The following is a 24,903-nucleotide window of genomic DNA, read 5'->3' as shown; positions in this document are numbered from 1 at the left end:
ATGGATCAAGCGGAATTTAGACTCAGATTCAATCTACACCCATTAGCTAAGCAAGATCCGGCGGCGCTCCCTCACCAAGGACTGCGAAAAGCGGCGGTGTTAATTCCCTTGCAGGAAATCCGTGGCGAGCTCAATCTGATTTTAACCCAAAGATCCATGCATCTTCGGGCGCACCCAGGGCAAATCAGTTTTCCGGGAGGAAAGATTGAACCCAGTGATCCAAGTGCGATTATGGCGGCATTACGAGAAGCCGAAGAGGAAATTGGTCTTTGCCGAGAAAATGTGGATGTGATAGGTACTTTCCCTGCCCACAATACCTTTACTGGGTTTGAAATTACTCCAGTGGTCGGGATCATCAAGCAAGATTTTACCTTAAGGCTCGATCCGGGCGAGGTTGCCGATTGTTTTACCGTGCCTTTAAGTTTTTTTATCGAACCAAGCCATCGGCATCGTAACGCATTCTTACGCAAAGGCCGTTATTACAGCGTACACTTTATCCCGTATCAACAGCGTTTTATCTGGGGAGCGACAGCGGCGATCATCGATCACCTCTGTCGGCATGTGAGTCTGCCCGAGGAGATGCTGTAAAGCCGCATTGCTCTTTTGGATAATTTAAATCACAAAATGTACATATAAGCCCGCCACTAACGACGTTAACAGCAGCAAGGGAATATTAAACCAATAACCCAGTTTACTGTGGTGGGCAACATAGTAGTTAAACGCCAGACTTATCAGACTGATCGCACCACAGCCCCAGATGATATATTGCAGTAATTCGGTTTCGCTTGGGTCCCAATAGTGCCTGAAGGTTTCACCGCGACTCAAGTAGGACCCGACCTCTCGTTCGGGGCGAGCCTCGCCAAACACCATCAGCGCGTACACCGCCAATGTCCAACCCAAAATAGATAATGTCGCGAGGATGAGCTGGAATATTTTAACTTTTCTCATATCGCCTCCAAACGTTTAACGCACGATAACCAAACAATCTAAAGATGTCGGATTGTGGTTGATTGGGTATATATTGCTTAATAGCGGTAATATTCACCTCAGGATACCTTTTTCAGCTTGAGAAAAGCCACCAGCAAGGTAATATAAACCTCCAAAATTTTCATATAAAACGTTTCGTTGGAGAACTAAGCAACAATGAGTATTGCATCAGTCGCTTCTGTATTTAAAGGTGAGCACGCAGTCGGTTCTACAGTCACCGTACGTGGATGGGTAAGAACTCGTCGTGACTCTAAAGCTGGCATCTCTTTTTTGGCAGTCTATGACGGCTCCTGCTTCAATCCTATTCAAGGTGTCGTGCCAAATAGCTTAGAAAATTACGACAACGAAGTGTTAAAGCTAACTGCTGGCTGCTCGGTGATCGTAACCGGTGAGATTGTTGAATCTCCAGGCGCGGGCCAAGCCTATGAGCTGCAAGTGACTCAAGTTGAAGTGACTGGCTGGGTAGAAGATCCAGACACTTATCCAATGGCGGCTAAACGTCATTCTATTGAGCATTTACGTGAATTGGCGCACTTACGCCCTCGTACCAACATCATTGGTGCCGTTGCTCGCGTACGTAACTGTTTATCTCAAGCCATTCACCGTTTCTACCACGAAAATGGCTTCGTATGGGTATCTACACCGCTGATCACCGCATCTGACTGTGAAGGCGCGGGTGAAATGTTCCGTGTATCCACACTGGATATGGAAAACCTGCCACGCACCAGTGATGGCAAAGTAGACTACGACAAAGATTTCTTCGGTAAAGAGGCTTTCTTAACCGTATCGGGCCAATTAAACGGCGAAACCTACGCCTGCGCCCTGTCAAAAATCTATACCTTTGGCCCGACTTTCCGTGCTGAAAACTCAAACACTAGCCGTCACTTAGCGGAATTCTGGATGGTTGAGCCCGAAGTGGCCTTCGCCACCTTAAGCGATATCGCCAGTCTCGCTGAAGGCATGCTGAAATACGCCTTCAACGCGGTATTAGCTGAGCGTATGGACGATTTGCAATTCTTCGCCCAACACGTGGATAAAACCGTAATTGAGCGTCTGCAATCCTTCGTCTCGAGCGATTTCGCCCAAGTGGATTACACCGATGCAGTAGATATTCTGCAAAAATGTGGCCGTGAGTTCGAATTCCCAGTGTCTTGGGGTATCGACTTATCCTCTGAGCACGAGCGTTATCTGGCCGAAGAGCACTTTAAAGCCCCAGTGGTTGTGAAGAACTATCCAAAAGATATCAAAGCCTTCTACATGCGCCTCAACAAAGACGGTAAAACTGTCGCCGCGATGGACGTATTGGCTCCAGGCATTGGTGAAATCATCGGTGGTTCACAACGTGAAGAGCGTTTAGACGTGCTGGATATGCGTTTAGAAGAAATGGATCTCAACAAAGAGGATTACTGGTGGTACCGCGATCTTCGTCGTTATGGCACAGTGCCACACGCAGGTTTTGGTCTAGGCTTTGAGCGTTTAGTGTCTTACGTGACTGGCGTATCGAACATCCGTGACGTCATCCCCTTCCCACGTGCACCACGTACCGCGAACTTCTAATATCGTTTCTTAGAAAGTTATCCTTAAAACGCGCTAACAGCGCGTTTTTTATTGCTGCCAAACTGCGCTAAAATTCATCACTCAATCAAACAGCTTAGCCAGAGTCCTTGCGCTTTAGGGGCGAAGAAATCTAAGATGGCAGCGGCTAATACAGTGTCGTTATTTTTTAGCCCAGTTGCATGTTAGTGGCGTAGTTGCACGAAGCAACTCAACAGCATTTTGCTCAATCGAGGAATCATAATGTCAAAGATCAATTTACTTTTGCTGTGCGGCGGTGGAAGTGCGGAACACGATATTTCCCTACTGTCGGCTAATTATTTTGAAACCTCGTTAGCAAAATCAGAACAGTTCAACGTACTACGTGTGGTACTGGATAAATTTGGCCAATACCAAACCGCCGCAGGCGATGACTGCGAGCTGACCAATAACCGTGAGATCCGCTTTCGTGACGAGAGCAAAGCCCCTTGGCCCGTGGATTATGTGATCCCTTGTATTCACGGTTACCCAGGTGAGACAGGCGACATTCAGTCTTACTTTAATCTTATCCAACTGCCCTACTTTGGTTGCGAATCCGAAGCGAGCAGTAACTGCTTTAACAAGATCACCGCCAAAATGTGGTTCAGCGCCTTAGGCATTCCCAACACGCCTTATATCTTTTTAAATCAATACGATGATGAAGCCATTGCTCAAACTCTAGCGGCACTTGAAAATTGGGGGTCAATTTTCGTCAAGGCTGCGTCTCAAGGCTCATCGGTCGGTTGCTATAAGGTGGATGAGGCTAGCAAAGTGAGCGAAGTACTCAAAGATGCCTTTGGTTATGCGCCCTACGTGATTGTTGAAAAAACCATTAAAGCCCGTGAACTTGAAGTCGCCGTTTACGAATATCAAGGTGAAGTGATCGCCACCCTACCCGGCGAAATCATCTGCGATAGCAATACCTTCTACACCTTCGATGAAAAGTACGCGAAAAACAGTAAGGCGCGAACCGATGTCGTCGCGCAAAATGTACCGACTGAAATCAGCGATCAGATCCGAGCCTATGCGATTAAAGCCTTTAAAGGCATGAAGTTACGTCACCTGTCCCGTATCGACTTTTTCTTAACCGCGGACAATGAAATCCTGCTGAACGAAATCAATACCTTCCCTGGTTCGACGCCCATTTCGATGTTCCCTAAGATGCTGCAAAATCATGGGCATGATTTCACCCAATACTTAAGTTTAGTGATTAACAGCCAGTTAGCGGCAAAGTAACCACCTTAATCAGACAATAAGAGCGCCAATGGCGCTCTTATTGTTTGAGATGATGCATAGCGATGATGATCAACGCGGCGACATGGCCGCTTGTTTCGCCAGTAATTCAAAAAACGCGGCCTTGGGCATGGGTTTATAAAATAGATAACCCTGAATTTCTTGAATATGGTTATCCATCATTACCTTAAGCTGTTCTTGAGTTTCAACCCCTTCCGCCGTGACTCGCAGATTAAGTGCATGACTTAAGCGTACTATCGCTTCAATCAAGGCAAGATGTCGCTCACCTTCCGCGAGCCTGTCAATAAAGCTCTTGTCGATCTTAATTTGATCAATAGGGAAATTCGCTAAATATGACAACGAAGAATAACCCGTGCCAAAATCATCGAGGGAAATGTTAATACCTCGACCACGTAACTCATTAAGCACTTGAATTAAATGAGTATGTTTTTTCATTAACAGGGATTCGGTGATCTCCAAGGTGATCAACTCATAGGGAAAATCCTCTATCCCTAAACCTTCAATAATATCGGCGAACGAATCACAAAACTCATCCTGCAACTCATGGGACCAAAATTCAAAGGTCGATACGTTAATCGCTAAACTCATCGGCCAACCGAGCGCTTGCATTTCAATAATGGTTTGCATCACCGCTTGGCGTACACAACGGCCAATATTGACAATTAAACCACTGTTTTCAGCAATGGGGATAAACTCATCGGGGGAAATAAACTGTCCTTCATGCTGCCAGCGCAGTAGCACCTCAGCACGCACAATGAGCCCCGTTGTCGCATCGACTATCGGTTGAAAGTACAACTCGAAAGCTTTTTGCTCTAATGCTTGCTTAAGTAGCGTGTGTAAATTAGCAATACGCTCTGCATTTTGTTGCATTTGTTCGGTAAAAAAATGATATCTATTACGGCCATTCGCCTTAGAGATATACATCGCTTGGTCAGCGCAGTTTAACAGTTGCTCTAAATCGAGGGCATCTTCTGGGAATCGCGCAATACCAATACTCACTGAGCTATAAACGCCTTTATCGAGGGATAATTCATAACGTCGATAAACTTGCTTATTGATCTTATCAGCGAGTTGCGACAGTTCTCTTTGAGTCACAACCCCTGGCAGTAGGATGGCAAACTCATCACCACCTAAGCGTGCAAACACCGCCTGCTCGTTCAAACAAGTTTTAACCTGTTCCACCATCTGCACTAAGAGGACATCGCCTTTGTCGTGACCGTAGGTATCGTTTACTTGTTTAAAGTTATCCAAATCCATCAACATAAAGCTAAAGCCAGGCGTTAGGCTATCGGCACAAATAAGCTCTTGGATTTGTCTAAACAGGGCATTACGGTTAGCAAGTCCCGTCAGGGAATCATTATTCGCTTGATATTTGATTAACTGAGCCGCTTTTTTACGCTCACTGACGTCAGAAAATAACCACGCAAACCCATTATCTGTACTATGGGGTTCACGAAAAACCGTTACGGTTAAATCGAGATAAAAGGTTTCACCATTATTCCGCAGACCGACCAGTTCACCCTGCCACATCTTCCCCTCAGCAAGATGCTTAAACAGTGAAGCGATTTCGTGAGGTTCGGAGGGAGAAAAAAATTGCTCAGGATTAAACTCAATACTTTCAGATGGTTGAGAATAAACCATCTGAGTAAAAGCATCGTTTGCATAAAGGACAGAATGGCTAGCATTGGTGATAACGAGAGCAAGGGGCAGCCGATCAAATATTTTCACAGCAAGTCGCTGAAACTCTAACGAACGACTGCGTTCTATGGCTAAACTCGCCAGTCTTGCCGCTTCCGCGATTAAGATTAAATCCGCGGATGTAGGAGATTTAGCCTCTTTGTAATACATGGCAAAGGTACCGAGCACCTTGCCTTGAGTGTCTTTGATAGGCTCAGACCAACAAGCTCTTAATCCATGAACAAGTGCATAGGATTTATACAAGGCCCAATAAGGATGATGTTCGATATCCTCAACAATCACCCTTTCCCCCGTATAGGCCGCGGTACCACAGGAACCGGCCTCAGGGCCAATTTCGACGCCATGGATAGCTTGATTATAACTATCAGGTAAATGGGGTGCGGCCCCCATGAGCACTCTTTTACCGTCCTCACTGAGCAATAAGACCGAGGCGTGGGTACCAAGGCGTTGATCTTCAATTTTTAACACTAAGGCATGGAGAATTTCTGCCAATGGTGCACCATTGAGCAGCATTGAAAGAATACCGTTGTAACACTCGAGGCTAACGTTTTGATTAAACGGGGCACTTAACTTACCAACCGCACCTACAACCTGCATTCCTTCGTCCATAGTACCCTTGTCAGTTAGCGTGTAAGTTAACGACATTACTAAGGTGATTAACCTTTGTAAATTAGAAGTGAATTTTAGGAGTATAAACAAGCTAAAGCAACCTTTCGATGTGTAACCAAAGGTTGCTTTAGTCTAAGGAATATTGACGTTAAAGGATTATTTTTGCCGCAATTGGGTTGCAAGTCCCTACACTAAAAGTCTTTTAAAACCACTCGACCTCCCATAAGAACAACCATACATCACAGTGCATTTCGCGAGCATGCTCTAGCAAGGGCACACTTCATGTAATCTCGAAGCGTCAACCCTCTAGGAAATTAGGCGAATATACTGCGGTTTATTCTTGAATGCGTTCAAGCTTTGCGAGATAAAAACCATCAAAACCAGTATCGGCTGGACTGATCGTTTCATCCTCGAGTAAACGGAAATTGGGATTTTCAGCTAAAAAGGCATCCACTTGACCGCGGTTTTCGCAGGGGAAAATCGAGCAAGTCGCGTACACCACAATGCCACCGACCTTCACCATGCGACTGTAACTGCTGAGAATATGCTTTTGCAGTTCCATCAACACAGGTAAACGTTCAGCGGTATCACGCCATTTGGCGTCGGGATTACGCTTTAATACCCCAAGGCCAGAACAGGGCACATCGAGCAGGACGCGATCGGCGCTAAGTTTTAAGCGTTTAATGGTTTTAGAACCGACAATTAACCGTGTTTCGATATTGTGGGCACCATTACGACGGGCGCGCTCTTTCAGATTGTCGAGTTTCCATTGCTCCACATCCATCGCTAACAAACGCCCTTTACCTTGCATTTGTGCAGCAATATGCAAGGTTTTTCCGCCAGCACCGGCGCAGGCATCAATCACTCGCATACCCGGTTTGGCATCGAGCGCTGCGGCTACCCGTTGTGAGCCCGCATCTTGCTGCTCAAATAAGCCATCTTTAAAGCTATTGGTACGAAACAGTGCCGAATCCGATGTCACTTCAAGGGCAGAATCAACGCTTTCGACCGCTTGAGTTGAGACAAATTCGGCCGCTAATTTTTGCGTTAATTCATCACGGGTGACTTTTAAACCATTAACCCGCAGGAAACGTTTAGGTGGCGTGCTTAAGGCCGCGCGCTCTTTTTCCCACGAAGCCCCCAACTGCTCATGTCCCATGGTATCTAACCATTCCGGGCAACCGTCCCAAAGTACGGGGTTAGTTTTAGCCTGTTCAATACGCGTGGCTAAATCATCAGTATCCACTGGTAGTGAGTACTGCATTTTAGGCAGTTCCAGCACGTGAAATAAGTGCCACACATTAAGTAGCTTTGAGCCTAAACGCGCCATTTCTTCCGGCTTGATGTCGGCTAAGAAACAGTAAAGATTTAAGCGGCGTAGAATATCGCCCGTTACAGTCGCGATCCGCGCCTGCTCGGCGGGTACTAACTTTAATCCTGAAAAATGCTGAGAATAAGCCCGGTCTAAGGGTTTTCCTTCGCTTAGCACCATAGCTAAGATATTGATCACTAATTCATTCGAGCTGGCAGAAAGCGGAGAATTCAACATTTACAGGTCACCGTGAGTAATAAAACCGAGGGATCATAGGAGGTCAGGCACGAATACGCAAGTAAACAGATGCTCAGTTGCTATTAAGCACCGCAAAAGCCCAATAAAAAAGCGATCCACAGGGATCGCTTTCATAAAACACTCAAATGCTATTACATTTTAGAGCCCCGAGCACCATAGAATAGAATAAAACCGTAGCACACCACAGGCAGAATAAATGCCAGTTGGATGCCTAAGTTATCGGCTAACACGCCCTGCAATAATGGCACAATCGCTCCCCCCACAATGGCCAAACAGAGGATACCGCTGCCCTGAGAAGTATGGGGACCTAAATCTCGCAGTGCTAAGCTGAAAATGGTCGGAAACATGATTGAGTTAAATAATCCCACGCCCAAAATCGCCCACATGGCAATGCTGCCACTGGTTGTCATGGCCACCAACACTAACAATGCCGCCATAAAGGCATTGAAGGCAAGCACTGTGCCTGCGGGGATTTTTTGCATCACAGCCGAGCCGATAAAACGTCCGACCATCGCGCCGCCCCAGTAATAGGCGATGTAATGGGCCGCTTGTTCTTCTGGCATACCGACTATGTGTGATTCACCAAGGAAGTTGACTAAGAAGCTACCGATAGAAACCTCAGCGCCCACATAGACAAAAATCCCCACTGCGCCCAGCACTAAATGCGTGCTTTGTAGTGCGCTGGTTTTACCTAAATGGGTTTGAACCCCACCAGTTGTTTCAGTATGTTCACGGATCACCGGCAAATCTAACTTAGCAAAAATGATGGCAAGTACGGCAAGAGCTGCGGCGAGTAACAAGTAAGGCAGTTTAACGACTTCCGCCTCGGCATTGGCTTGCGCTAATTCAGAAGACGCCGTTGCCGCCACCGATAAAATCAAAATAGACCCAAAAAACGGCGCAACTGTGGTGCCAAGTGAGTTAAAAGCTTGTGTCAGGTTTAAACGACTCGATGCAGTTTCTGCGCTACCAAGGGCGTTGACATAGGGGTTGGCTGCCACCTGTAAAATGGTGATGCCTGAGGCAAGCACAAAAAGTGCGCCGAGAAATAAACCGTAGGTTGCAAGGGATGCGGCAGGGTAAAACAAGCCACAGCCGATACTGGCAATCACTAAGCCTGTGACAATCCCTTTTTGGTAGCCAAGTCGTTTAACAAGTTGACCTGCGGGAATAGACACCAAGAAATAAGCCCCAAAGAAACAAAACTGGATCAACATCGCTTGGGTGTAATTGAGTGAAAAAACAGCTTTTAGGTGGGGGATCAGAATATCGTTTAAACAAGTGATAAATCCCCACATAAAAAACAGTGAAGTCAGTGATACTAGCGCAAAACGGTAGTTGCCATTATCCGATCCGCTGACGCTGGTCGTGTGGCTGCTGGTGTTAATAGATGACGCCATAGTTGTGCTCTCTAATCATGTTTTTATTATCTAAAGGGTATGTCCCTTAGGCGTTTGCGTAAAACAACAAGCAGTAACAATCGAGTTGTCACTGCTTGTTTGAGGCCATAGCAGGAAGACCGCTAACTTATACAACCAACTAGACCAATAGTGCATAGAAGCTGGCATAGGCTGAAAATATCAAGTTATCACCCTGTAAGAGTGCGGTTTTTAAACCATGTCCGGTTAATTCTTGCTGTAACTTAAGCCCTGCTAGCGACAACTGAGTCTCAGTGTCTAATAGGTTGAAGCAAACCAATAGCTTCTGTTCCCCAAGTTTGCGCACAAACACTAATAACGGCTCTGGCGCATCGAGAAACTCAATCTCCCCTTCAATCAAAATAGGATAACCTTTGCGCCATGCAAGGAACTGACGATAGCCATGTAACATAGATGCGGGGTCAGCTTCTTGTACATCAACTGCCAGAGCTCGATGCTCGCTCGTCACTGGTAACCAAGGGGTTACTTGACTAAAGCCTGCAAAATCTGCATGTTGCTCCCATGGCATGGGAGTACGGCAACCATCTCGCCCCTTAAACATCGGCCAGAAGGTTTTGCCGAAAGGGTCTTGTAACTCGTGAAATTCAATTGGTGCTTCGGTTAAGCCAAGCTCTTCCCCTTGATAACTACAGACACTGCCACGCAGCGAACAAAGCATAGCATTAAGCATTTTCACCATATCGGGTATTTGCTTACCGCGCCCCCAACGGCTCGCTACCCGCTGCACATCATGGTTACCGATTGCCCAGCAGGGCCAGCCATCGCCAATACTGCCTTCCAGCGCTTCTACCGTTTGGCGAATATAAGTGGCACTGTAGTCATCGGTCAGCAACTCAAAACTGTAAGCCATGTGTAACCGATCTTCGCCCTTGGTATAGGCAGCCATTACAGCGAGTGAGTCTTCAGCAGAAACTTCACCTAAGGTCACAGCGCCTGGATAACGATTGATAAGTTGGCGTAATTCTTCAATAAACTGAATCGTTTGTGGGCGATCGTTATTGTAGTAATGGTACTGATAGGCATAGGGATTATCTTCACTAAATCCCCGCCCTTGGCGTTTATCCTTGGGTTTTGCCGGATTATCTCGAAGCAGCTCATCGTGATAACAGAAGGTAATGGCATCTAAGCGGAAACCATCGACGCCCTTCTTCAGCCAAAACTCCACATTATCTAACACGGCTTGACGTACTTCAGGATTGTGGAAGTTTATGTCGGGTTGGCTGCGTAAAAAGTTGTGCAGATAATATTGTTGCCTGCGCGGTTCCCACTCCCAAGCGCAACCACCAAAGATCGCTAACCAATTATTGGGTGCGGTACCATCTTCCTTCGGATCGGCCCACACATACCAATCGGCCTTAGGATTGGTACGGTTCTCACGACTCTCGATAAACCACGCATGTTGATCCGAGGTATGGCTTAACACTTGGTCGATAATGACTTTAATACCGCGTTGATGGGCTTTTTCAATCAGCTCATCGAAATCCTGCATCGAACCGAATAAGGGATCGACCTCGCGATAATCACTGATATCGTAACCAAAGTCGGCCATAGGGGATTTAAAGAAGGGTGAAATCCAAATGGCATCCACATTCAGGCTGGCAATATAATCCAACTTAGTGATGATCCCGCGAAGATCGCCTACGCCATCACCATTGGTATCTAAAAGGCTGCGTGGATAGACTTGATAAATTACGGCGCCACGCCACCAGGTTAACTCACTCATAATGCCCCTTTATCCTTATTCTTCAGCGAGCTAACCCAAGAACTCACTAACAGGCAGTTACAGTAATGTTACTGCGGAGTAAAGGCGCTACGGCTTGTATTTGTGACAGCGAGCATACGTGAAGAAGGAAATAAGGTTCAATACACCTGCATACGTATGCAAAGGAGATAAGAGATACTAAGCTTCAATCAGGTAAGAATTTAATTTTTATTAACATAGAGTTACGCATATCCATTTATGATTTAGCTAATACATTTTTTATACAAAATCCGACTTTGATCCTGTCTTCAGCCTATTGAATACGTATGCACAATATTGTGAGGCCAAGATTCTCGGGAGTAGTATCTTCACCGTTGCATAACAATTTGGTCATAAACGCAGCACTTATGCAGTCAATTAAGCGCCGAAATACCAAAAAAGGCCGCATAAACAATGCGGTAATAACGATAAAACGCTCTACATAAGCGGTAAAAAGCGACTTCAAGGGGAAGATAGAAATGATGCGATTTAAACCCAGCTTGCTGACCTTAGCACTTGTTGCTGCAGGCGCCAGTATGCACTCCTACGCAGCAGATGCGGTAACAGATAAAGATGTAAAAGCTAAAAAAGATGCAGAAATTGAAGTAATCCAAGTTAAAGGCTTCAGAACCAGTGTAATCAAATCGCTCAATGATAAACGTTTTGGCGATACCGTCGCTGAATCTATCTCTGCCGATGATCTCGGCGCTCTGCCCGACCAATCTATCGCCGATGCGTTAACCCGTTTACCAGGCGTCACAGCGGTTCGTACTGGCGGTCAAGCCAGTGGTCTGAACATCCGTGGTCTCGATGGCGATTTCGTGTTTGCTACTCTAAATGGTCATGAACAAGTCACCACTGGCGGTAAACGTGCCATTGAGTTTGACCAATATCCATCCGAATTAATCAGTCAAGCGGCTGTTTATAAATCTCCAAAAGCCTCGCTGATCGAAGGCGGTGTTGCTGGTACAGTTGAATTAAAAACCACCGACCCGCTTAAAAGTGACAAAGACCAATCATTCAATATCAACACCCGTGGCAGTTTTAACGATCGTGCTGATGAAATCTCTGATGCAGAGCAATACGGCAATCGGTTAAGCCTTGCTTATCAAGGTAAATTCCTCGAAGACACCTTAGGGGTTGCAGTGGGTTATGCCCACCTGTATCAGCCTTACGTTGCGAGTCAGTTCATTGGTTTACGTTTTAATGATGATAAAAAAGACGTTAACGCTGACGGTATCAAGGAAGCAATTAGCGAAGGTTTTGAACTACAACAAAAAGGCGGCGACGATACCCGTGATGGCTATATGGCTGCTATCCATTGGCAACCGACCGATAATCTGAGCCTGAAAGGTGATCTGTTCCACTCTAAATTTACCTCAGAAAACTTTGCCCGTGGTTTCCGCGTTAAATCATTGAAAAATGGCACCATCAGTGATGCCGTTGTCGAAAATGGTTCTATGACAGGTGGTACCGTCTCTACCGACGGCACGGATAACTTTGCGGTTTTCGTGATCAACGATAATGACTCCAAATACTCAGAGCTGACCTCTGGCTCTTTTAATGTTGAATGGAACAACGGCGGCGCACTGACAGTTGCAGCTGATGTGAGCTATTCAAAAGCCGATGGTGAATTCGTTAACGGCGGCACCCGCGCCGTGTTGTATGATGACATTGGTAATGAAGTACGCTCAGCAGAATCGATAACATACCAACTTAATGGTTTAAGTCCTGCCGATATTAGTTTTGACAACGACTATACCAATACTGCCTCTTTGGGCTTAAAAGAAGTGGGAATGTGGCCTTATAATCAGCAAAACGATCTGGTTGCCTACAAACTCGACTTTAACTATGTCTTAGACATGGGCGTTGTGTCTTCTGTTGATTTTGGTGTGCGCTATGCTGAGCGTGAGTTTAACGCTCAACGCTCACAAGCAGGCTACGGCTTTGAATTTGGTAAAAACCCAAGCAACCAACCGGTGCTTAGCCTCAACGGCGATATGGCAAAAGTGGTTGATTTTGGAGGAGAACTCTCAGGTTACCCAAGTTTCCTCGCTATTGACTTTAACAAAGCTGTCGAGCTGGTCAATGCGCAGTTAGCCGCAACGGGTCAATCACCCTTTACTCCAACAGCTAACTGGTCAAATAACTGGACCATGATCCAAAGCGGCGCGGTCAATGAAGATGTATTGGCAGGCTACGTGCAAGCTAACTTGGACTTTGATATCGCTGATATTAAGGTAACTGGTAACGTAGGTGTTCGTGTTGTTAATACCGATCAAAGCAGTACCGGCTTACAGCAAGTAGGTTATGGTTTAGGTGAGGCCATTACCGATGAACTGGGTGTTGTCAGCACAGATTATATCCGTAACAAGGTCGGCAAAACTTATACTGATTACCTGCCATCATTAAACTTAACCTTCCACCTGACAGAAAACGATCAACTGCGTTTTGCTGCGGCATCTGTAATGTCACGTCCACCTATCGATAAGTTAAAGTCTGGTATGGGTTCTTGGTACGACGATTCAGCAACACCAGGATATAAAAAGTACAATGCGTGGGGTAACACCAGTCCGTTATTAGATCCTTTCTATGCGGATCAATATGACTTGTCCTACGAGCACTACTTTGAAGAATCTGAAGGTGCGGTCGTTGTAGCCTTGTTCTATAAAGATATTAAATCTTTCATCAACAACTTCACTATTCAACCGTTTGATTTTGAAGCGAATGGATTTATCGTACCTGATACCATTATCGATAATGGTGTTGAATTCCCAGTTGTAAAAAATGAAGGTCAATATCAAACAGCCATCAACAACGATAAAGGCGGCTATATCCGTGGTATCGAGTTAGGCTATACCCAAGTGTTTGATTTCCTACCATCACCATTGGATGGCTTAGGCTTCACGGGTAGCTACTCTTACTCCGATAGTGAAGTGGAATTTACCACCGATTTAAGTGGTTCAAACCTGACCATTCCATTGCCAGGACTTTCAGAAGATGTGTTGAATACCACATTATTCTACACCCTAGATGGCTTCGATACTCGAGTCAGCATGAGATATCGTAGTGGCTATGTTTCAGAACAAGTTGCTGTTGAATCTCAATTGGCATTCTTCGATGCGGAAACAGTTGTGGATTATCAGGCCTCTTACGCGCTGGATAACGGCCTTAAATTCCTATTCCAAATCAATAACCTCACTGATGAACCAAGCAAAACCTATTTTGGTGAAGAACATCAAACCGGGACGATTCAATACTTCGGTAGACAATATTTCCTTGGTTTAACCTACTCTCTGTAAGACAGAGTAAAAAAAGCCTGCTTCACACTGAAGCAGGCTTTTCATTTTTTATGTATAACAAAAGTGAGATGACACGCCGACATTGATTTCAAAAGTCACTCTTAAAACCTCACCCGATAAAAGGCCCATAGTATGATACGTCACAGTCTACTCTTCGCCCTTGTGTTAACCGCCTCTTCTCCCTTATGTGCTCTAGCACAGACCAGCCATAGCCCCGTCAGCAGTACAGCATCTTTGCATCTTGAGCCGCTCTCTTGGTGGGCGGGCATGCATAATCCTAAGTTGCAATTAATGCTACACAGCAGCGCCCTACCCGCGGATGTAACGCAGCTTAAGGTTGAGATAGTTGGCCAAGATGTGGTGTTTGAAGGGATTGAGCAGACGGATAATCCCCATTATTTGTTTATCAATTTAGACTTGCGCCAAGCCAAACCGCAGACCTTTGACATCCGCATTCTCACTGGCGACAAGCAGCTCTTCCAACTGCCCTACACTTTAGCTGCGCGGGCAGATGGCAGCCGAGAGCGCCAAGGTTTTAGCAATAAAGATGTGATTTACCTTATCACCCCAGACCGATTCGCCAATGGCAACCCAAGCAATGATAATCAAGCCAATATGCTCGAGCATGCGGCGCCAGAAAATTCCGATGGTCGCCATGGCGGCGATATCGAAGGTATTCGCCGGCACTTAGATTACTTAGCCAAACTGGGCGTCACTCAGCTGTGGATCAACCCACTGCTTGAAAATAACCAAGCCCAGTACTCCTATCATGGTTACGCCATTACTAATCTTTATCGGGTCGACCCGCGTTTTGGCAACAATCAGGATTACCAAAGGTTAGTCACGGAGGCCAAACAACGTGGCCTAGGCGTAATTAAAGACGTTGTGCTTAACCATATTGGCTCAAATCATTGGTGGCTAAAGGATTTACCGAGCAGTGACTGGCTCAATTACCCACAGCAAACCAATGTCACTGACACCCAAACGGCTCCTGCGGCCAGTTCTACTAGCCCGAACTTTACCAGTCATAGACGCACCACAGTGCAAGATCCCTACGCCGACACGCAGGATAAACAGGATTTTGTCGACGGTTGGTTTGTCGATTCGATGCCCGATCTCAATCAGCGCAACCCGAAGCTTGCCACTTATCTTATTCAAAACAGCATTTGGTGGGTGGAATACGCGGGGCTTTCGGGCATTCGCGAAGACACCTACTCCTACGCCGATAAAGCCTTTTTAGCCCAATGGTCAAAAGCCTTAATGGCCGAATACCCGCATTTTAATATTGTCGGCGAAGAATGGACCGCCAATCCCATTACCGTCGCCTATTGGCAAAAAGGCAAAATCAATGCCGATGGCTATACCTCAGATTTGCCGAGCCTGATGGATTTTCCACTTTATGAAAAGCTGGTTGAAAGCCTGAACGAACCCGAAGGCTGGGATACTGGTTTTATCAAGCTTTACGAGATGTTAGCGAATGATGTGGTGTATGCAAATCCAAGCCAGTTAGTCCTCTTTGAAGGCAACCACGATACCAATCGGATTTATAGTCTGCTTAAAGAAAACCTGCCGCTGTATCAAATGGCCCTCACCTATGTGTTAACGGCCAAACGCATTCCACAGCTGTTTTACGGTACCGAAGTATTGATGACCAGCCCGACCGAAGGCCGCCACGACGGTGTAGTGCGTAGCGATTTTCCGGGTGGCTTTGCCAATAGCAAGGTCAACGGTTTTAGCGGTAAAGGACTAAACGCAAAACAGCAGCAAGCACTTGCGTTTGTGCGCACCCTACTCAATTACCGTAAACATTCAGCCGTGCTGCAAACGGGCGATTTACTGCACTTTGTGCCGCAAAACGGCATTTATGTGCAATTTCGATGCGTCGCTAAACATGCCACAGTGGAAAATGCCTGCTACCAAGCCGATACGGATAAAGTGATGGTGATTTACAACAAGAATGACCAAGCACAAACGCTGGATTTAAGCCGCTTTAGTAAGGTATTGGCGGGTAATAGCTCTGCTATTTCTGTCTTTTCGGAGGACAAGTTCGAGCTGAATCAATCACTTGTTCTGCCCCATGCTGGCGTTATGCTGCTTGAACTCAATCATCAATAACCCATACTCAATGAAGCAGCTAAGCATGCTTAGCTAACAACGCGGCCAAACTACAGTTTGGCCGCCAAGTCAGTAAAGGAACCTAGGTTGAATTTTCTATTATCTAACAGCAGCAAACGTCGCGCTTATCGCTGGCAACAGGGATTAAGCGTACTGGCCCTCAGCAGCATTAGCACCTTTTGCGCCATGGCTGCACCAGCAATCAGCACTCAAGCAACGGAGTTACAAGCTGTGGCGGCTAAAACCCTGCCTGCCAATCTCAATGTGGCCGAAGGTGAAATCCTGTCAGCCCATCACAATGTCGAGCAAGTAAAAAAGTTTAAACCCGTTGTTTATCAAATTTTTACCCGACTCTATGGCAATAAAAACACCACCAATAAACCTTGGGGCACGATTAGCGAAAACGGTGTGGGTAAATTTAATGATATTGATGACACAGCGCTCAAAAGTATCAAAGACTTAGGCGTTACCCATGTGTGGTATACGGGTGTACCCCACCACGCCTTAATTGGCGATTGCAGTGCAATTGGCGTAAGTCACGATGATCCCGATGTGGTTAAGGGCCGCGCCGGTTCGCCCTATGCGGTTAAAGATTATTACAACGTAAACCCCGATTTAGCTGTCGATCCCGCAAAGCGTTTACAGGAGTTTCAGGCACTTATCGAGCGCACCCACAAGCAAGGCTTAAAGGTGATTATCGATATAGTGCCCAACCATGTGGCACGTAATTACCATTCCATCACTAAGCCCGAGGGCGTGCGTGATTTTGGTGAAGAAGATAATCAAGCCCTTGAATATGCAAAGCATAATAACTTTTACTATGTGACTGATAAAAAGCAATCCTCTGGCTTTCAAGTGCCCGATTTGCCTGATAGCCTCAAACCGTTAGGTGGCGAATCGCATCCCCTAAGTGATGGTCAATTTAAGGAAATCCCCGCCAAATGGACGGGCAACGGCTCACGCCTTGCCAAGCCGGATATGAACGACTGGTATGAAACCGTTAAAATCAATTACGGTGTCCGCCCCGATGGCAGTCATGATTTCCCCGCACTGCCGCCAGGTTATGCTACTCTCGGCGCCGAGCAGCACTATGCTTTTTGGCAGCAACATAGTCATGAATTACCTAACTCTTGGATCAAGTTCAATCAAATTGCCCAGTATTGGTTAGCGATGGGAGTCGATGGATTTCGTTACGATATGGCCGAAATGGTGCCCGTCGAGTTTTGGAGCTATTTAAATAGTCATATAAAACATAGCCATTCCGAAGCTTTTATCTTAGCTGAGGTCTACAACCCCGCGCTGTATCGCGACTATATTCAGCTCGGCAAAATGGACTACCTCTACGACAAGGTCGATCTTTACGACACCCTCAAAGCCATTATGGCAGGGCAAAAAAGTACCGCGCAGATCGCCGCAGATCAGGCCAAAGTGCAAGATATTGACTCGCATATGCTGCATTTTTTAGAAAACCACGACGAACAGCGCATCGCCAATGCCGCCTTTTTAGGTAGCTTAAGTGGTAATGCCTCAACGGATGCGGTCGATCCCCGCTACGCCCTGCCCGCCATGGTGGTGTCAGCAACCTTAAGTACATCACCCACCTTGATTTATTTCGGCCAAGAAGTGGGAGAAGCGGCGACGCAAAACCTAGGCTTTGGCCATGCTTCGCGCACCAGTATTTTTGATTATGCGGGCGTCCCCGCCCATCAGCGCTGGATGAATCAAGGTAAATTTGATGGCGGCCAATCGACAACAACAGAAGCCGCGCTGCGCACCTACTATCAAAAACTATTGAACCTCAGCACGGGGAAAAATGCGCCCGCGCTCTTGGGGCAATATTACTCGCTAGATGCAGCCAACCGTAGCGCGGTATCGGCCGCAAAGCCTAGCAATAAGGCAAACAATGGCAGCGCAACGGGTTATGATGACGCAACCTTCGCTTTTGTCCGCTTTGAGGCTTATTCCGCCGATAGCAAAGGCCAAAAGCTGATTATTGTCAGTAACTTTAGTCAAACCCAAGCCAAGTTATTTTCACTTAAACTGCCCCAATCTCTGATTGCGCAATGGCAGTTAACCGATGCAACCTATCCGCTTAAGGATTTGCTGGAAGACTATGAAGCGCAGTTGGTTGTCGAGCGAGGTGAAGGACAAGTTAAATTGCAGCTAGCACCTCTCTCCTCTGCGATATTTGAACTCGTCCATTAGCCAGATAGCAAAGTAAGATAAAAATCTTAGGTTAGCGCCAGAGTCACACTTAGTTGTGACTCTGGCTTTTTTAAAACACACTAGCGTAAACATCACAGAGGCAAGCCATGTTACTCGGCATTCACCATGCAGCGATTATTTGCAGTGATTATCAAAAGTCCAAACATTTTTATGTGACTATTCTTGGCCTTAGTGTGCTTGCAGAGCATTATCGTGAGGCGCGCCAGTCCTACAAACTCGATTTACAACTACCGGATAAGAGTCAAATCGAGTTGTTTTCCTTCGACAATCCTCCCAAGCGCCCTAGCTATCCCGAAGCCTGCGGCCTTAGGCATCTCGCCTTTCGCGTCGCATCGATTGAAACGGCGATCGAGCATCTTACGGCCCATGATATCGCCGTCGAACCCGTCCGCATCGACGAATACACAGGCAAAAAGTTCACCTTCTTTAGCGATCCAGACGACTTACCCCTAGAGTTATATGAGCTATAACCTGAATCCTCGCTGTATTAAAATGTAAATAAAACAGCGCACTAAAATAGCGGATTCACACAACGATTAAGATGAATAAAGCTTAATTACGCCAAGGGATATTTAGCAGTAGACTCAATTCAGCAGCGCAGCACTAGCTCATCGTTTGACCAAAATGGCACAGTAACAGGTCGGCGCTAAACACTAATCACAGAGGAACTCGAGGTGTTTGATAATCCAGCTTTATTGTTATGGAGTGTCTCGTCCTGAAATACGTTGACATAAAGAGGATTTCTTTATGACAACATCAATTAACTCAAGCCGTAAGCGCACACAACGAGATTACACCTTAGCCTTTAAATTAGGCGTTGTAGAGCGTGTTGAAAAAGGCGAAATGACGTACAAACAAGCCCAAGCCCGTTTTGGTATTCAAGGCCGTTCAACGGTACTCGTTTGGCTTAGAAAACATTGCAGACTCGATTGGTCGAAACCTTTTCAACATCCCCTTATGCCTAAGTCAAAAGAAACCCCTGCCGAAACGATCAAGCGCCTTGAACGTGAGTTAACAGAAGAGAAACTGCGTAACCAAATCCTCAATGGCATGGTTGATATCATGGACAATGAATATGGAGCAGGCCTCAGAAAAAAGTACTTATCCGGTACGTCTGGCAAGCAAAAGGCAACGGAGAAATAAACCTCGCAGCCGCATGTCGTGCTGCGGGTATGTCGAGGCAAGGTATTTATCAGGCAGTTGCGCGAATGGAAAGTCGTAGAGCTGAGCTATCGATCATCAAAGACTGGGTTCAGTACTGGCGTAAATATATGCCAAGGTTAGGGGCCCGTAAGCTCTACACGTTGATAAAATCCAAGCTGGTTGAGCACGATATTAAACTTGGGCGAGATGGGTTCTTTACCTATTTGAGAAGTGAAGATTTACTGGTTAAACCGAAGAAAAGCTACACAAAAACCACGTTCAGCAAACACTGGATGAAGAAGTATCCTAATTTGCTGAAAGAGGAAGGACTGCATGATGCAGAGCATGTACTGGTCAGCGATATCACCTATCTTGAGTCAGACCAAGGTGTGCACTACCTGTCATTGGTCACCGATGCCAGTTCGCGTAAGATAGTCGGTCATCACGTGAGTAAAGACATGAAAGCCGAGAGTGTGGTGAAAGCGTTAAAAATGGCCATAAAAGATAAGCGCTATATCGGCAACGCAGTGCATCACTCAGACAGAGGCTTACAATACTGCTCAGCCGTTTATCAGAATGCGCTTCAGGCGAGCCAAATCCAGCCGTCAATGACGGATGGTTATGATTGCTACCAAAATGCATTAGCAGAAAGAGTGAATGGCATACTGAAGCAGGAGTTTTTACTGCACCGATGTAGGACATTTGCGGAGCTGAAGATACTTGTTAGAGAATCGATAGCAATATACAACGATATGAGACCGCATCTGAGTTTGAATATGGCCTCTCCTAATCAGGTGCACAATAGAAAAGGCCAGCTACTGGAGCTGGCCTAAAAACTGTCAACCTATCTTAGGACGGGACAAGTAGAATAACTACACGTCATGTCTCATTTTGTGAGCATAGGTGTACCGGAGCGAATACATTTTCATCTCGAAACGTTAACTCGCTCTGGTTAATTTACAACTTACTCCTAAATTTAGTGCAATAAAAAGGCCTGCAATGCAGGCCTTTTCAGTATTAATGCTAAGTTAACGATAAATCGTTAAGCAAGTAATAGCTTGTTCAGTGTCTCGCTTGGGCGCATGGCTTTTTCAGCTTTTGCGGCGTCTAAACGATAGTAACCGCCTAAATCCACTGGTGCACCTTGCGCATTGTTGAGTTCAGCCACAATCACTTGCTCATTGGCGCTTAAAGCGTGCGCTAATGGAATAAAGTGAGCTTGTAACTGCTCGTCTTTGGTTTGAGCGGCTAATGCTTGTGCCCAGTACATGGCCAGATAGAAATGGCTACCACGGTTATCTAGCTCTCCAACGCGTCTTGATGGCGACTTGTTGCTATCTAAGAACTGACCGATGGCTTGATCTAAGGTATCCGCCAGTACTTGCGCTTTAGGGTTACCCACAGTTTGGCTTAAATGCTCTAAAGAAGCCGCTAATGCCAGGAATTCACCTAGAGAGTCCCAACGTAAGTGACCTTCTTTTTCAACTTGTTGTACGTGTTTAGGCGCACTACCGCCCGCACCCGTTTCAAACAGGCCGCCACCATTCATTAATGGCACGATAGATAGCATCTTAGCACTGGTACCCAGTTCGAGGATTGGGAACAAATCAGTCAGGTAGTCACGCAGTACGTTACCAGTAACAGAAATAGTATCTTTACCTTCTTTGATGCGCGCTAAAGAGAAACGTGTTGCTTCTTCTGGTGACATGATGCTGATGTCTAAACCGCTGGTTTCATGCTCAGGCAGATATTGCTTCACTTTAACAATCAATTGCGCATCGTGGGCACGATTTGCATCTAACCAGAATACCGCAGGAGTGTTGCTTAAACGTGCGCGGCGAACGGCAAGTTTGACCCAGTCACGGATAGGTGCGTCTTTAACTTGGCACATTCTCCAAATATCGCCCGCTTCGACGTTGTGGCTCATTAACATTTTGCCACTGGCATCAATCACGTTAACTACGCCATCAGCTGGGATTTCGAAGGTTTTATCGTGGCTGCCATATTCTTCGGCTTTTTGCGCCATCAGGCCCACGTTTGGCACACTGCCCATAGTGCTTGGATCGAATGCACCGTGTTCTTTACAGAAAGCGATAGTTTCTTGATACACACCTGCGTAGCAACGGTCTGGGATCAGCGCTTTAGTGTCGTGCAACTTGCCATCTGGACCCCACATTTGGCCAGATGAACGAATAGCCGCTGGCATAGAAGCATCGATAATAATGTCGCTTGGGACGTGTAAGTTGGTGATGCCTTTGTCAGAATCCACCATCGCCAGCGCAGGACGCTCAGCGTAGACCGCCGCGATATCGGCTTCAATTTGGCTACGTACATCGGCAGGTAAGCTGGCGATTTTCGCATATACGTCGCCAAAACCGTTGTTCACATCAACGCCTAATTCAGCAAATAATGCTGCATGTTTATCAAATACCGGTTTGAAGAACACTTTCACGGCATGACCAAACATGATGGGATCAGACACTTTCATCATGGTGGCTTTAAGGTGCAGCGATAACAACACGTTTTCAGCCTTGGCATTGGCAATTTCACGCTCAAAGAAGCTGACTAAGGCTTTTTTGCTCATCACTGACGCGTCGATGATTTCACCCGCGAGCAGTTTCAGACCTGATTTAAGGACGACTTCTTGACCGTCTTTTTGCGCCAGAACGATGTTAACCGTGTCTGCGTTAGCCAAAGTCACTGACTGCTCGCTACCGTAAAAATCACCTTCGCTCATATGAGCAACGTGTGACTTAGAGTCTTTCACCCATTTACCCATAGAGTGTGGGTTCTTTTTCGCGAAGTTTTTCACTGACAGTGGCGCGCGGCGATCAGAGTTACCTTCACGCAGGACGGGGTTTACCGCACTGCCCTTGATCTTGTCATAACGCGCTTTAATTGACTTTTCTTCGTCAGTTTTTGGCTCGTCAGGATAGTTTGGAATGTCATAACCTTTCTGTTGCAGCTCTAAAATACAGGCTTTTAACTGTGGGATTGACGCACTGATATTAGGCAGCTTGATGATATTAGCTTCTGGTTGATTCGCTAGATCGCCAAGCTCAGCTAAGTGATCGCCAATTTTTTGCGCGTCAGTCAGTTTTTCTGGGAAGTTAGCAATCACACGGCCTGATAAAGAAATGTCACGGGTTTCAACCGCCACACCCGCCGCATTGGTAAAGGTCTTGATGATAGGTAACAGAGAAAGCGTTGCCAGTGCTGGCGCTTCATCGGTTTCGGTATAAATAATTGTTGGTGAGTTATCTTTCATGTTACATCCTACATTATTGTAAAATTTAGTATTTTTATAATAATTTTATATCATGACGAACAAACATTGGCACGAAGGAATTCTCTATCGAGGCAATCGTAAACGCCCCTATAAACCTATAAACCCGCTGCAACATCCTCTTTGCGTTCGCCAACGTGGGTAAATCGACTCATTAATACCTAACAAACATTTAGGCGTAGATCACATTTTCAGGCCGACATCATAGAGCATTCACAATAATATTCAAATTCCACTAACGGCGAATGCCAAGTACACTGTGTGCAGATAAATAACACGTCTTCTTTCTGACGTCTGCTAACGGATAGGTTCAGTCGCATATCATCGGCGACAACGTATCTTAAGCGACTATTCGCCACGGTATGAACAACAATTAGTTACTGCATGAACAAAAATAACCCGCTAACCTCTCAGGCAACGCCTCGCACTCGCGGCCAGAACGCATCCACCACGCACCCGCAGCATAGGGCAGATAACCGCAGTAAAGGAAGTAAACCAAGCTCCTTCGCCAAATCTGCCAAAGCAAGTTTGCAGCGCGATACAGGGTCACAACAAAATAGTCCCAAAACACGGCTTCAAAAACACTCATCGGCCTCACGCGTCAAGCCTCAAACTGCGCCTATCATCGTCTTATTTAACAAGCCCTTCGATGTTCTGTGCCAATTTACCGATGAGCAAGGCCGTAAAACCTTAAAAGATTACATCCCTATTCCGGGCGTTTATGCTGCTGGGCGATTAGATCGCGACAGCGAGGGACTGTTGCTGTTAACCAATGACGGTCGACTCCAAGCCAAACTGACTGAGCCAAAAAAGAAAACCTTTAAAACCTATTGGGTGCAAGTCGAGGGGGAACCCACGGAAGCCGATTTAGCCAAACTGCGCCAAGGGGTTGAATTAAAAGATGGTATGACACTGCCCGCGAAGGTCAGCATCATGGCGACGCCGAATGTGTGGCCGCGTAATCCACCAATCCGTGAGCGAAAAAACATCCCAACAACTTGGCTGGAAATTCAAATCCACGAAGGACGCAATCGCCAAGTTCGGCGGATGACGGCCCATATTGGTTTTCCGACCTTAAGACTTATTCGCTATAAAATAGGCCAATGGAGTCTAGATGATTTAGCGACAGGTGAGCATAAATGCATACTGGTGGCTCAAAAGACCGAATAGTCTTGCGCCAACAAGCAATCCAACATCCCTAATCTAGCCGCTCAAAGGTAATCACTGTGACAGTAAAAGTAAGATATAAACCCAATGTAACAGTTGCTTGTATTATCCATGCCCCGACCGAGGACAAGTATCTATTAGTGGAAGAGTGGATTGATGGTGAGCAGCGTTTTAATCAACCAGCAGGACATTTGGAAGCGAATGAAAGTCTTATCCAAGCCTGTGAACGCGAAGTCTTTGAGGAAACAGGCCTTCAACTCAAGCCACAGGGATTGGTCGGGATTTATCAATTTAGCGCCAATCAGGACCTCGCTTTTGTGCGTTTTACCTTTTTGGTGCAAGTCGATACGCTACTCACACCTAAGCCACAGGATGCGGATATTTATGCCGCCCATTGGTTGAGCTTTGAGCAGATCGCAGCTAAAGCTCATCAACTGCGCAGTCCATTAGTGCTCGATTGCCTCAACGATTACCGCAAACAGTTGCAACAAGGGCAAATTCATTCGCTCGAATTACTCAATAGTCAGCGTCTGTAGGGATGTCAAAGATAGCCCCAAGCAACAAGGCGTGATAGAATACGCCCCCGCGTAAATGCGCGATTCGATAAGGCATTTAACTGCGCTTTTGGGTTAAAAATTTGGGGTATTTTAGCATCATGCATCTTGTGCTAATGATGTTGGGCTGATGTATCTCAGATGCTAAACGGATCACCAATAAGCCTGCCCTAACTACGCAGCTAAATAAACGCAGATTTAAAAGTGAGTCATGCACTAATGACAACGGTTCAAGCCACG

General features: G+C 46.2%; 16 protein-coding genes. 10 read left to right on the top strand and 6 right to left on the bottom strand.

Features of this window, described 5'->3' with window-relative positions; all coding sequences use genetic code 11:
* Entirely contained in the window at positions 1-588 is a 588-nt protein-coding gene (locus tag KXJ80_RS11825) for a CoA pyrophosphatase (protein ID WP_259474791.1), read from the top strand.
* Between the two features lie 24 nt (positions 589-612).
* On the opposite strand, the gene KXJ80_RS11820 is transcribed toward KXJ80_RS11825, so the two are convergent.
* A complete protein-coding gene (locus KXJ80_RS11820; RefSeq protein WP_037418216.1) occupies positions 613-948 on the bottom strand; it encodes a hypothetical protein in 336 nt (111 codons plus the stop codon).
* A gap of 195 nt (positions 949-1,143) precedes the next feature.
* Between KXJ80_RS11820 and asnS the strand changes: the two genes are divergently transcribed.
* Both asnS and KXJ80_RS11810 read left to right on the top strand, forming a co-directional pair.
* Entirely contained in the window at positions 1,144-2,544 is a 1,401-nt protein-coding gene (gene asnS / locus KXJ80_RS11815) for an asparagine--tRNA ligase (protein ID WP_259474790.1), read from the top strand.
* A gap of 240 nt (positions 2,545-2,784) precedes the next feature.
* On the top strand, positions 2,785-3,795 hold the full coding sequence (locus tag KXJ80_RS11810) for a D-alanine--D-alanine ligase (protein ID WP_259474789.1): 1,011 nt from the start codon (positions 2,785-2,787) through the stop codon (positions 3,793-3,795).
* 69 nt (positions 3,796-3,864) lie between these two features.
* Here KXJ80_RS11810 and KXJ80_RS11805 read toward each other — a convergent pair whose 3' ends face one another.
* From KXJ80_RS11805 to KXJ80_RS11790, 4 genes are all read right to left on the bottom strand, one after another.
* Positions 3,865-6,120, bottom strand: a complete 2,256-nt coding sequence (locus KXJ80_RS11805) for a sensor domain-containing phosphodiesterase (protein WP_259474819.1) — start codon at positions 6,118-6,120, stop codon at positions 3,865-3,867.
* A 334-nt stretch (positions 6,121-6,454) separates the two neighbouring features.
* Positions 6,455-7,669: an RsmB/NOP family class I SAM-dependent RNA methyltransferase gene (locus KXJ80_RS11800; RefSeq protein ID WP_259474788.1), complete on the bottom strand. Its 1,215-nt coding sequence runs from the start codon at positions 7,667-7,669 to the stop codon at positions 6,455-6,457.
* A gap of 152 nt (positions 7,670-7,821) precedes the next feature.
* Entirely contained in the window at positions 7,822-9,090 is a 1,269-nt protein-coding gene (locus tag KXJ80_RS11795; RefSeq protein ID WP_037418202.1) for a sugar MFS transporter, read from the bottom strand.
* A gap of 139 nt (positions 9,091-9,229) precedes the next feature.
* Entirely contained in the window at positions 9,230-10,852 is a 1,623-nt protein-coding gene (locus KXJ80_RS11790; protein ID WP_099458212.1) for an alpha-glucosidase, read from the bottom strand.
* A 497-nt stretch (positions 10,853-11,349) separates the two neighbouring features.
* On the opposite strand from KXJ80_RS11790, the gene KXJ80_RS11785 reads away from it, so the two are divergent.
* The 5 genes from KXJ80_RS11785 to KXJ80_RS11765 all read left to right on the top strand — a co-directional run bounded on the left by KXJ80_RS11785 (position 11,350) and on the right by KXJ80_RS11765 (position 20,489).
* A complete protein-coding gene (locus tag KXJ80_RS11785) occupies positions 11,350-14,172 on the top strand; it encodes a TonB-dependent receptor (RefSeq protein WP_259474787.1) in 2,823 nt (940 codons plus the stop codon).
* Between the two features lie 132 nt (positions 14,173-14,304).
* Positions 14,305-16,287, top strand: a complete 1,983-nt coding sequence (locus KXJ80_RS11780) for a glycoside hydrolase family 13 protein (RefSeq protein WP_259474786.1) — start codon at positions 14,305-14,307, stop codon at positions 16,285-16,287.
* Between the two features lie 87 nt (positions 16,288-16,374).
* A complete protein-coding gene (locus KXJ80_RS11775; protein WP_259474785.1) occupies positions 16,375-18,492 on the top strand; it encodes an alpha-amylase family protein in 2,118 nt (705 codons plus the stop codon).
* Positions 18,493-18,599: 107 nt separating this feature from the next.
* Positions 18,600-18,983, top strand: a complete 384-nt coding sequence (gene gloA2, locus KXJ80_RS11770) for an SMU1112c/YaeR family gloxylase I-like metalloprotein (protein ID WP_218738646.1) — start codon at positions 18,600-18,602, stop codon at positions 18,981-18,983.
* Between the two features lie 277 nt (positions 18,984-19,260).
* Positions 19,261-20,489, top strand: a protein-coding gene (locus KXJ80_RS11765; protein ID WP_259474784.1) for an IS3 family transposase whose coding sequence is annotated in 2 segments (ribosomal slippage) — positions 19,261-19,612 and positions 19,612-20,489 — 1,230 coding nt in all. Because the reading frame shifts where the segments join, the coding sequence is not laid out codon by codon here.
* Between the two features lie 209 nt (positions 20,490-20,698).
* Here the strand turns inward: KXJ80_RS11765 and KXJ80_RS11760 are convergent.
* Positions 20,699-22,924, bottom strand: coding sequence for an NADP-dependent isocitrate dehydrogenase (locus tag KXJ80_RS11760; RefSeq protein ID WP_218738732.1), 2,226 nt, complete (start codon positions 22,922-22,924; stop codon positions 20,699-20,701).
* A gap of 402 nt (positions 22,925-23,326) precedes the next feature.
* Here KXJ80_RS11760 and KXJ80_RS11755 point away from each other — a divergent pair, with 402 nt between their 5' ends.
* Together KXJ80_RS11755 and KXJ80_RS11750 are read left to right on the top strand one after the other, a co-directional pair.
* A complete protein-coding gene (locus tag KXJ80_RS11755) occupies positions 23,327-24,112 on the top strand; it encodes an rRNA large subunit pseudouridine synthase E (protein WP_218738733.1) in 786 nt (261 codons plus the stop codon).
* Between the two features lie 56 nt (positions 24,113-24,168).
* Entirely contained in the window at positions 24,169-24,645 is a 477-nt protein-coding gene (locus KXJ80_RS11750; RefSeq protein WP_037419334.1) for an NUDIX hydrolase, read from the top strand.
* Positions 24,646-24,903: the final 258 nt, after the last annotated feature.

The sequence above is a fragment of the Shewanella xiamenensis genome, from assembly GCF_024971755.1.
Classification (GTDB): domain Bacteria; phylum Pseudomonadota; class Gammaproteobacteria; order Enterobacterales; family Shewanellaceae; genus Shewanella; species Shewanella xiamenensis.
Note: the sequence above shows the minus strand (reverse complement) of the source record. Positions and strands in the feature narration are given on the sequence as shown.

Bases quoted from the DNA above. Each gene is read 5' to 3' on its own strand.
- KXJ80_RS11825 (WP_259474791.1), top strand. From the start codon at position 1: ATGGATCAAGCGGAATTTAGACTCAGATTCAATCTACACCCATTAGCT.
- KXJ80_RS11780 (WP_259474786.1), top strand. From the start codon at position 14,305: ATGATACGTCACAGTCTACTCTTCGCCCTTGTGTTAACCGCCTCTTCT.
- KXJ80_RS11810 (WP_259474789.1), top strand. From the start codon at position 2,785: ATGTCAAAGATCAATTTACTTTTGCTGTGCGGCGGTGGAAGTGCGGAA.
- KXJ80_RS11820 (WP_037418216.1), bottom strand. From the start codon at position 948: ATGAGAAAAGTTAAAATATTCCAGCTCATCCTCGCGACATTATCTATT.
- asnS (WP_259474790.1), top strand. From the start codon at position 1,144: ATGAGTATTGCATCAGTCGCTTCTGTATTTAAAGGTGAGCACGCAGTC.
- KXJ80_RS11790 (WP_099458212.1), bottom strand. From the start codon at position 10,852: ATGAGTGAGTTAACCTGGTGGCGTGGCGCCGTAATTTATCAAGTCTAT.
- gloA2 (WP_218738646.1), top strand. From the start codon at position 18,600: ATGTTACTCGGCATTCACCATGCAGCGATTATTTGCAGTGATTATCAA.
- KXJ80_RS11800 (WP_259474788.1), bottom strand. From the start codon at position 7,669: ATGTTGAATTCTCCGCTTTCTGCCAGCTCGAATGAATTAGTGATCAAT.
- KXJ80_RS11795 (WP_037418202.1), bottom strand. From the start codon at position 9,090: ATGGCGTCATCTATTAACACCAGCAGCCACACGACCAGCGTCAGCGGA.
- KXJ80_RS11785 (WP_259474787.1), top strand. From the start codon at position 11,350: ATGATGCGATTTAAACCCAGCTTGCTGACCTTAGCACTTGTTGCTGCA.
- KXJ80_RS11755 (WP_218738733.1), top strand. From the start codon at position 23,327: ATGAACAAAAATAACCCGCTAACCTCTCAGGCAACGCCTCGCACTCGC.
- KXJ80_RS11760 (WP_218738732.1), bottom strand. From the start codon at position 22,924: ATGAAAGATAACTCACCAACAATTATTTATACCGAAACCGATGAAGCG.
- KXJ80_RS11805 (WP_259474819.1), bottom strand. From the start codon at position 6,120: ATGGACGAAGGAATGCAGGTTGTAGGTGCGGTTGGTAAGTTAAGTGCC.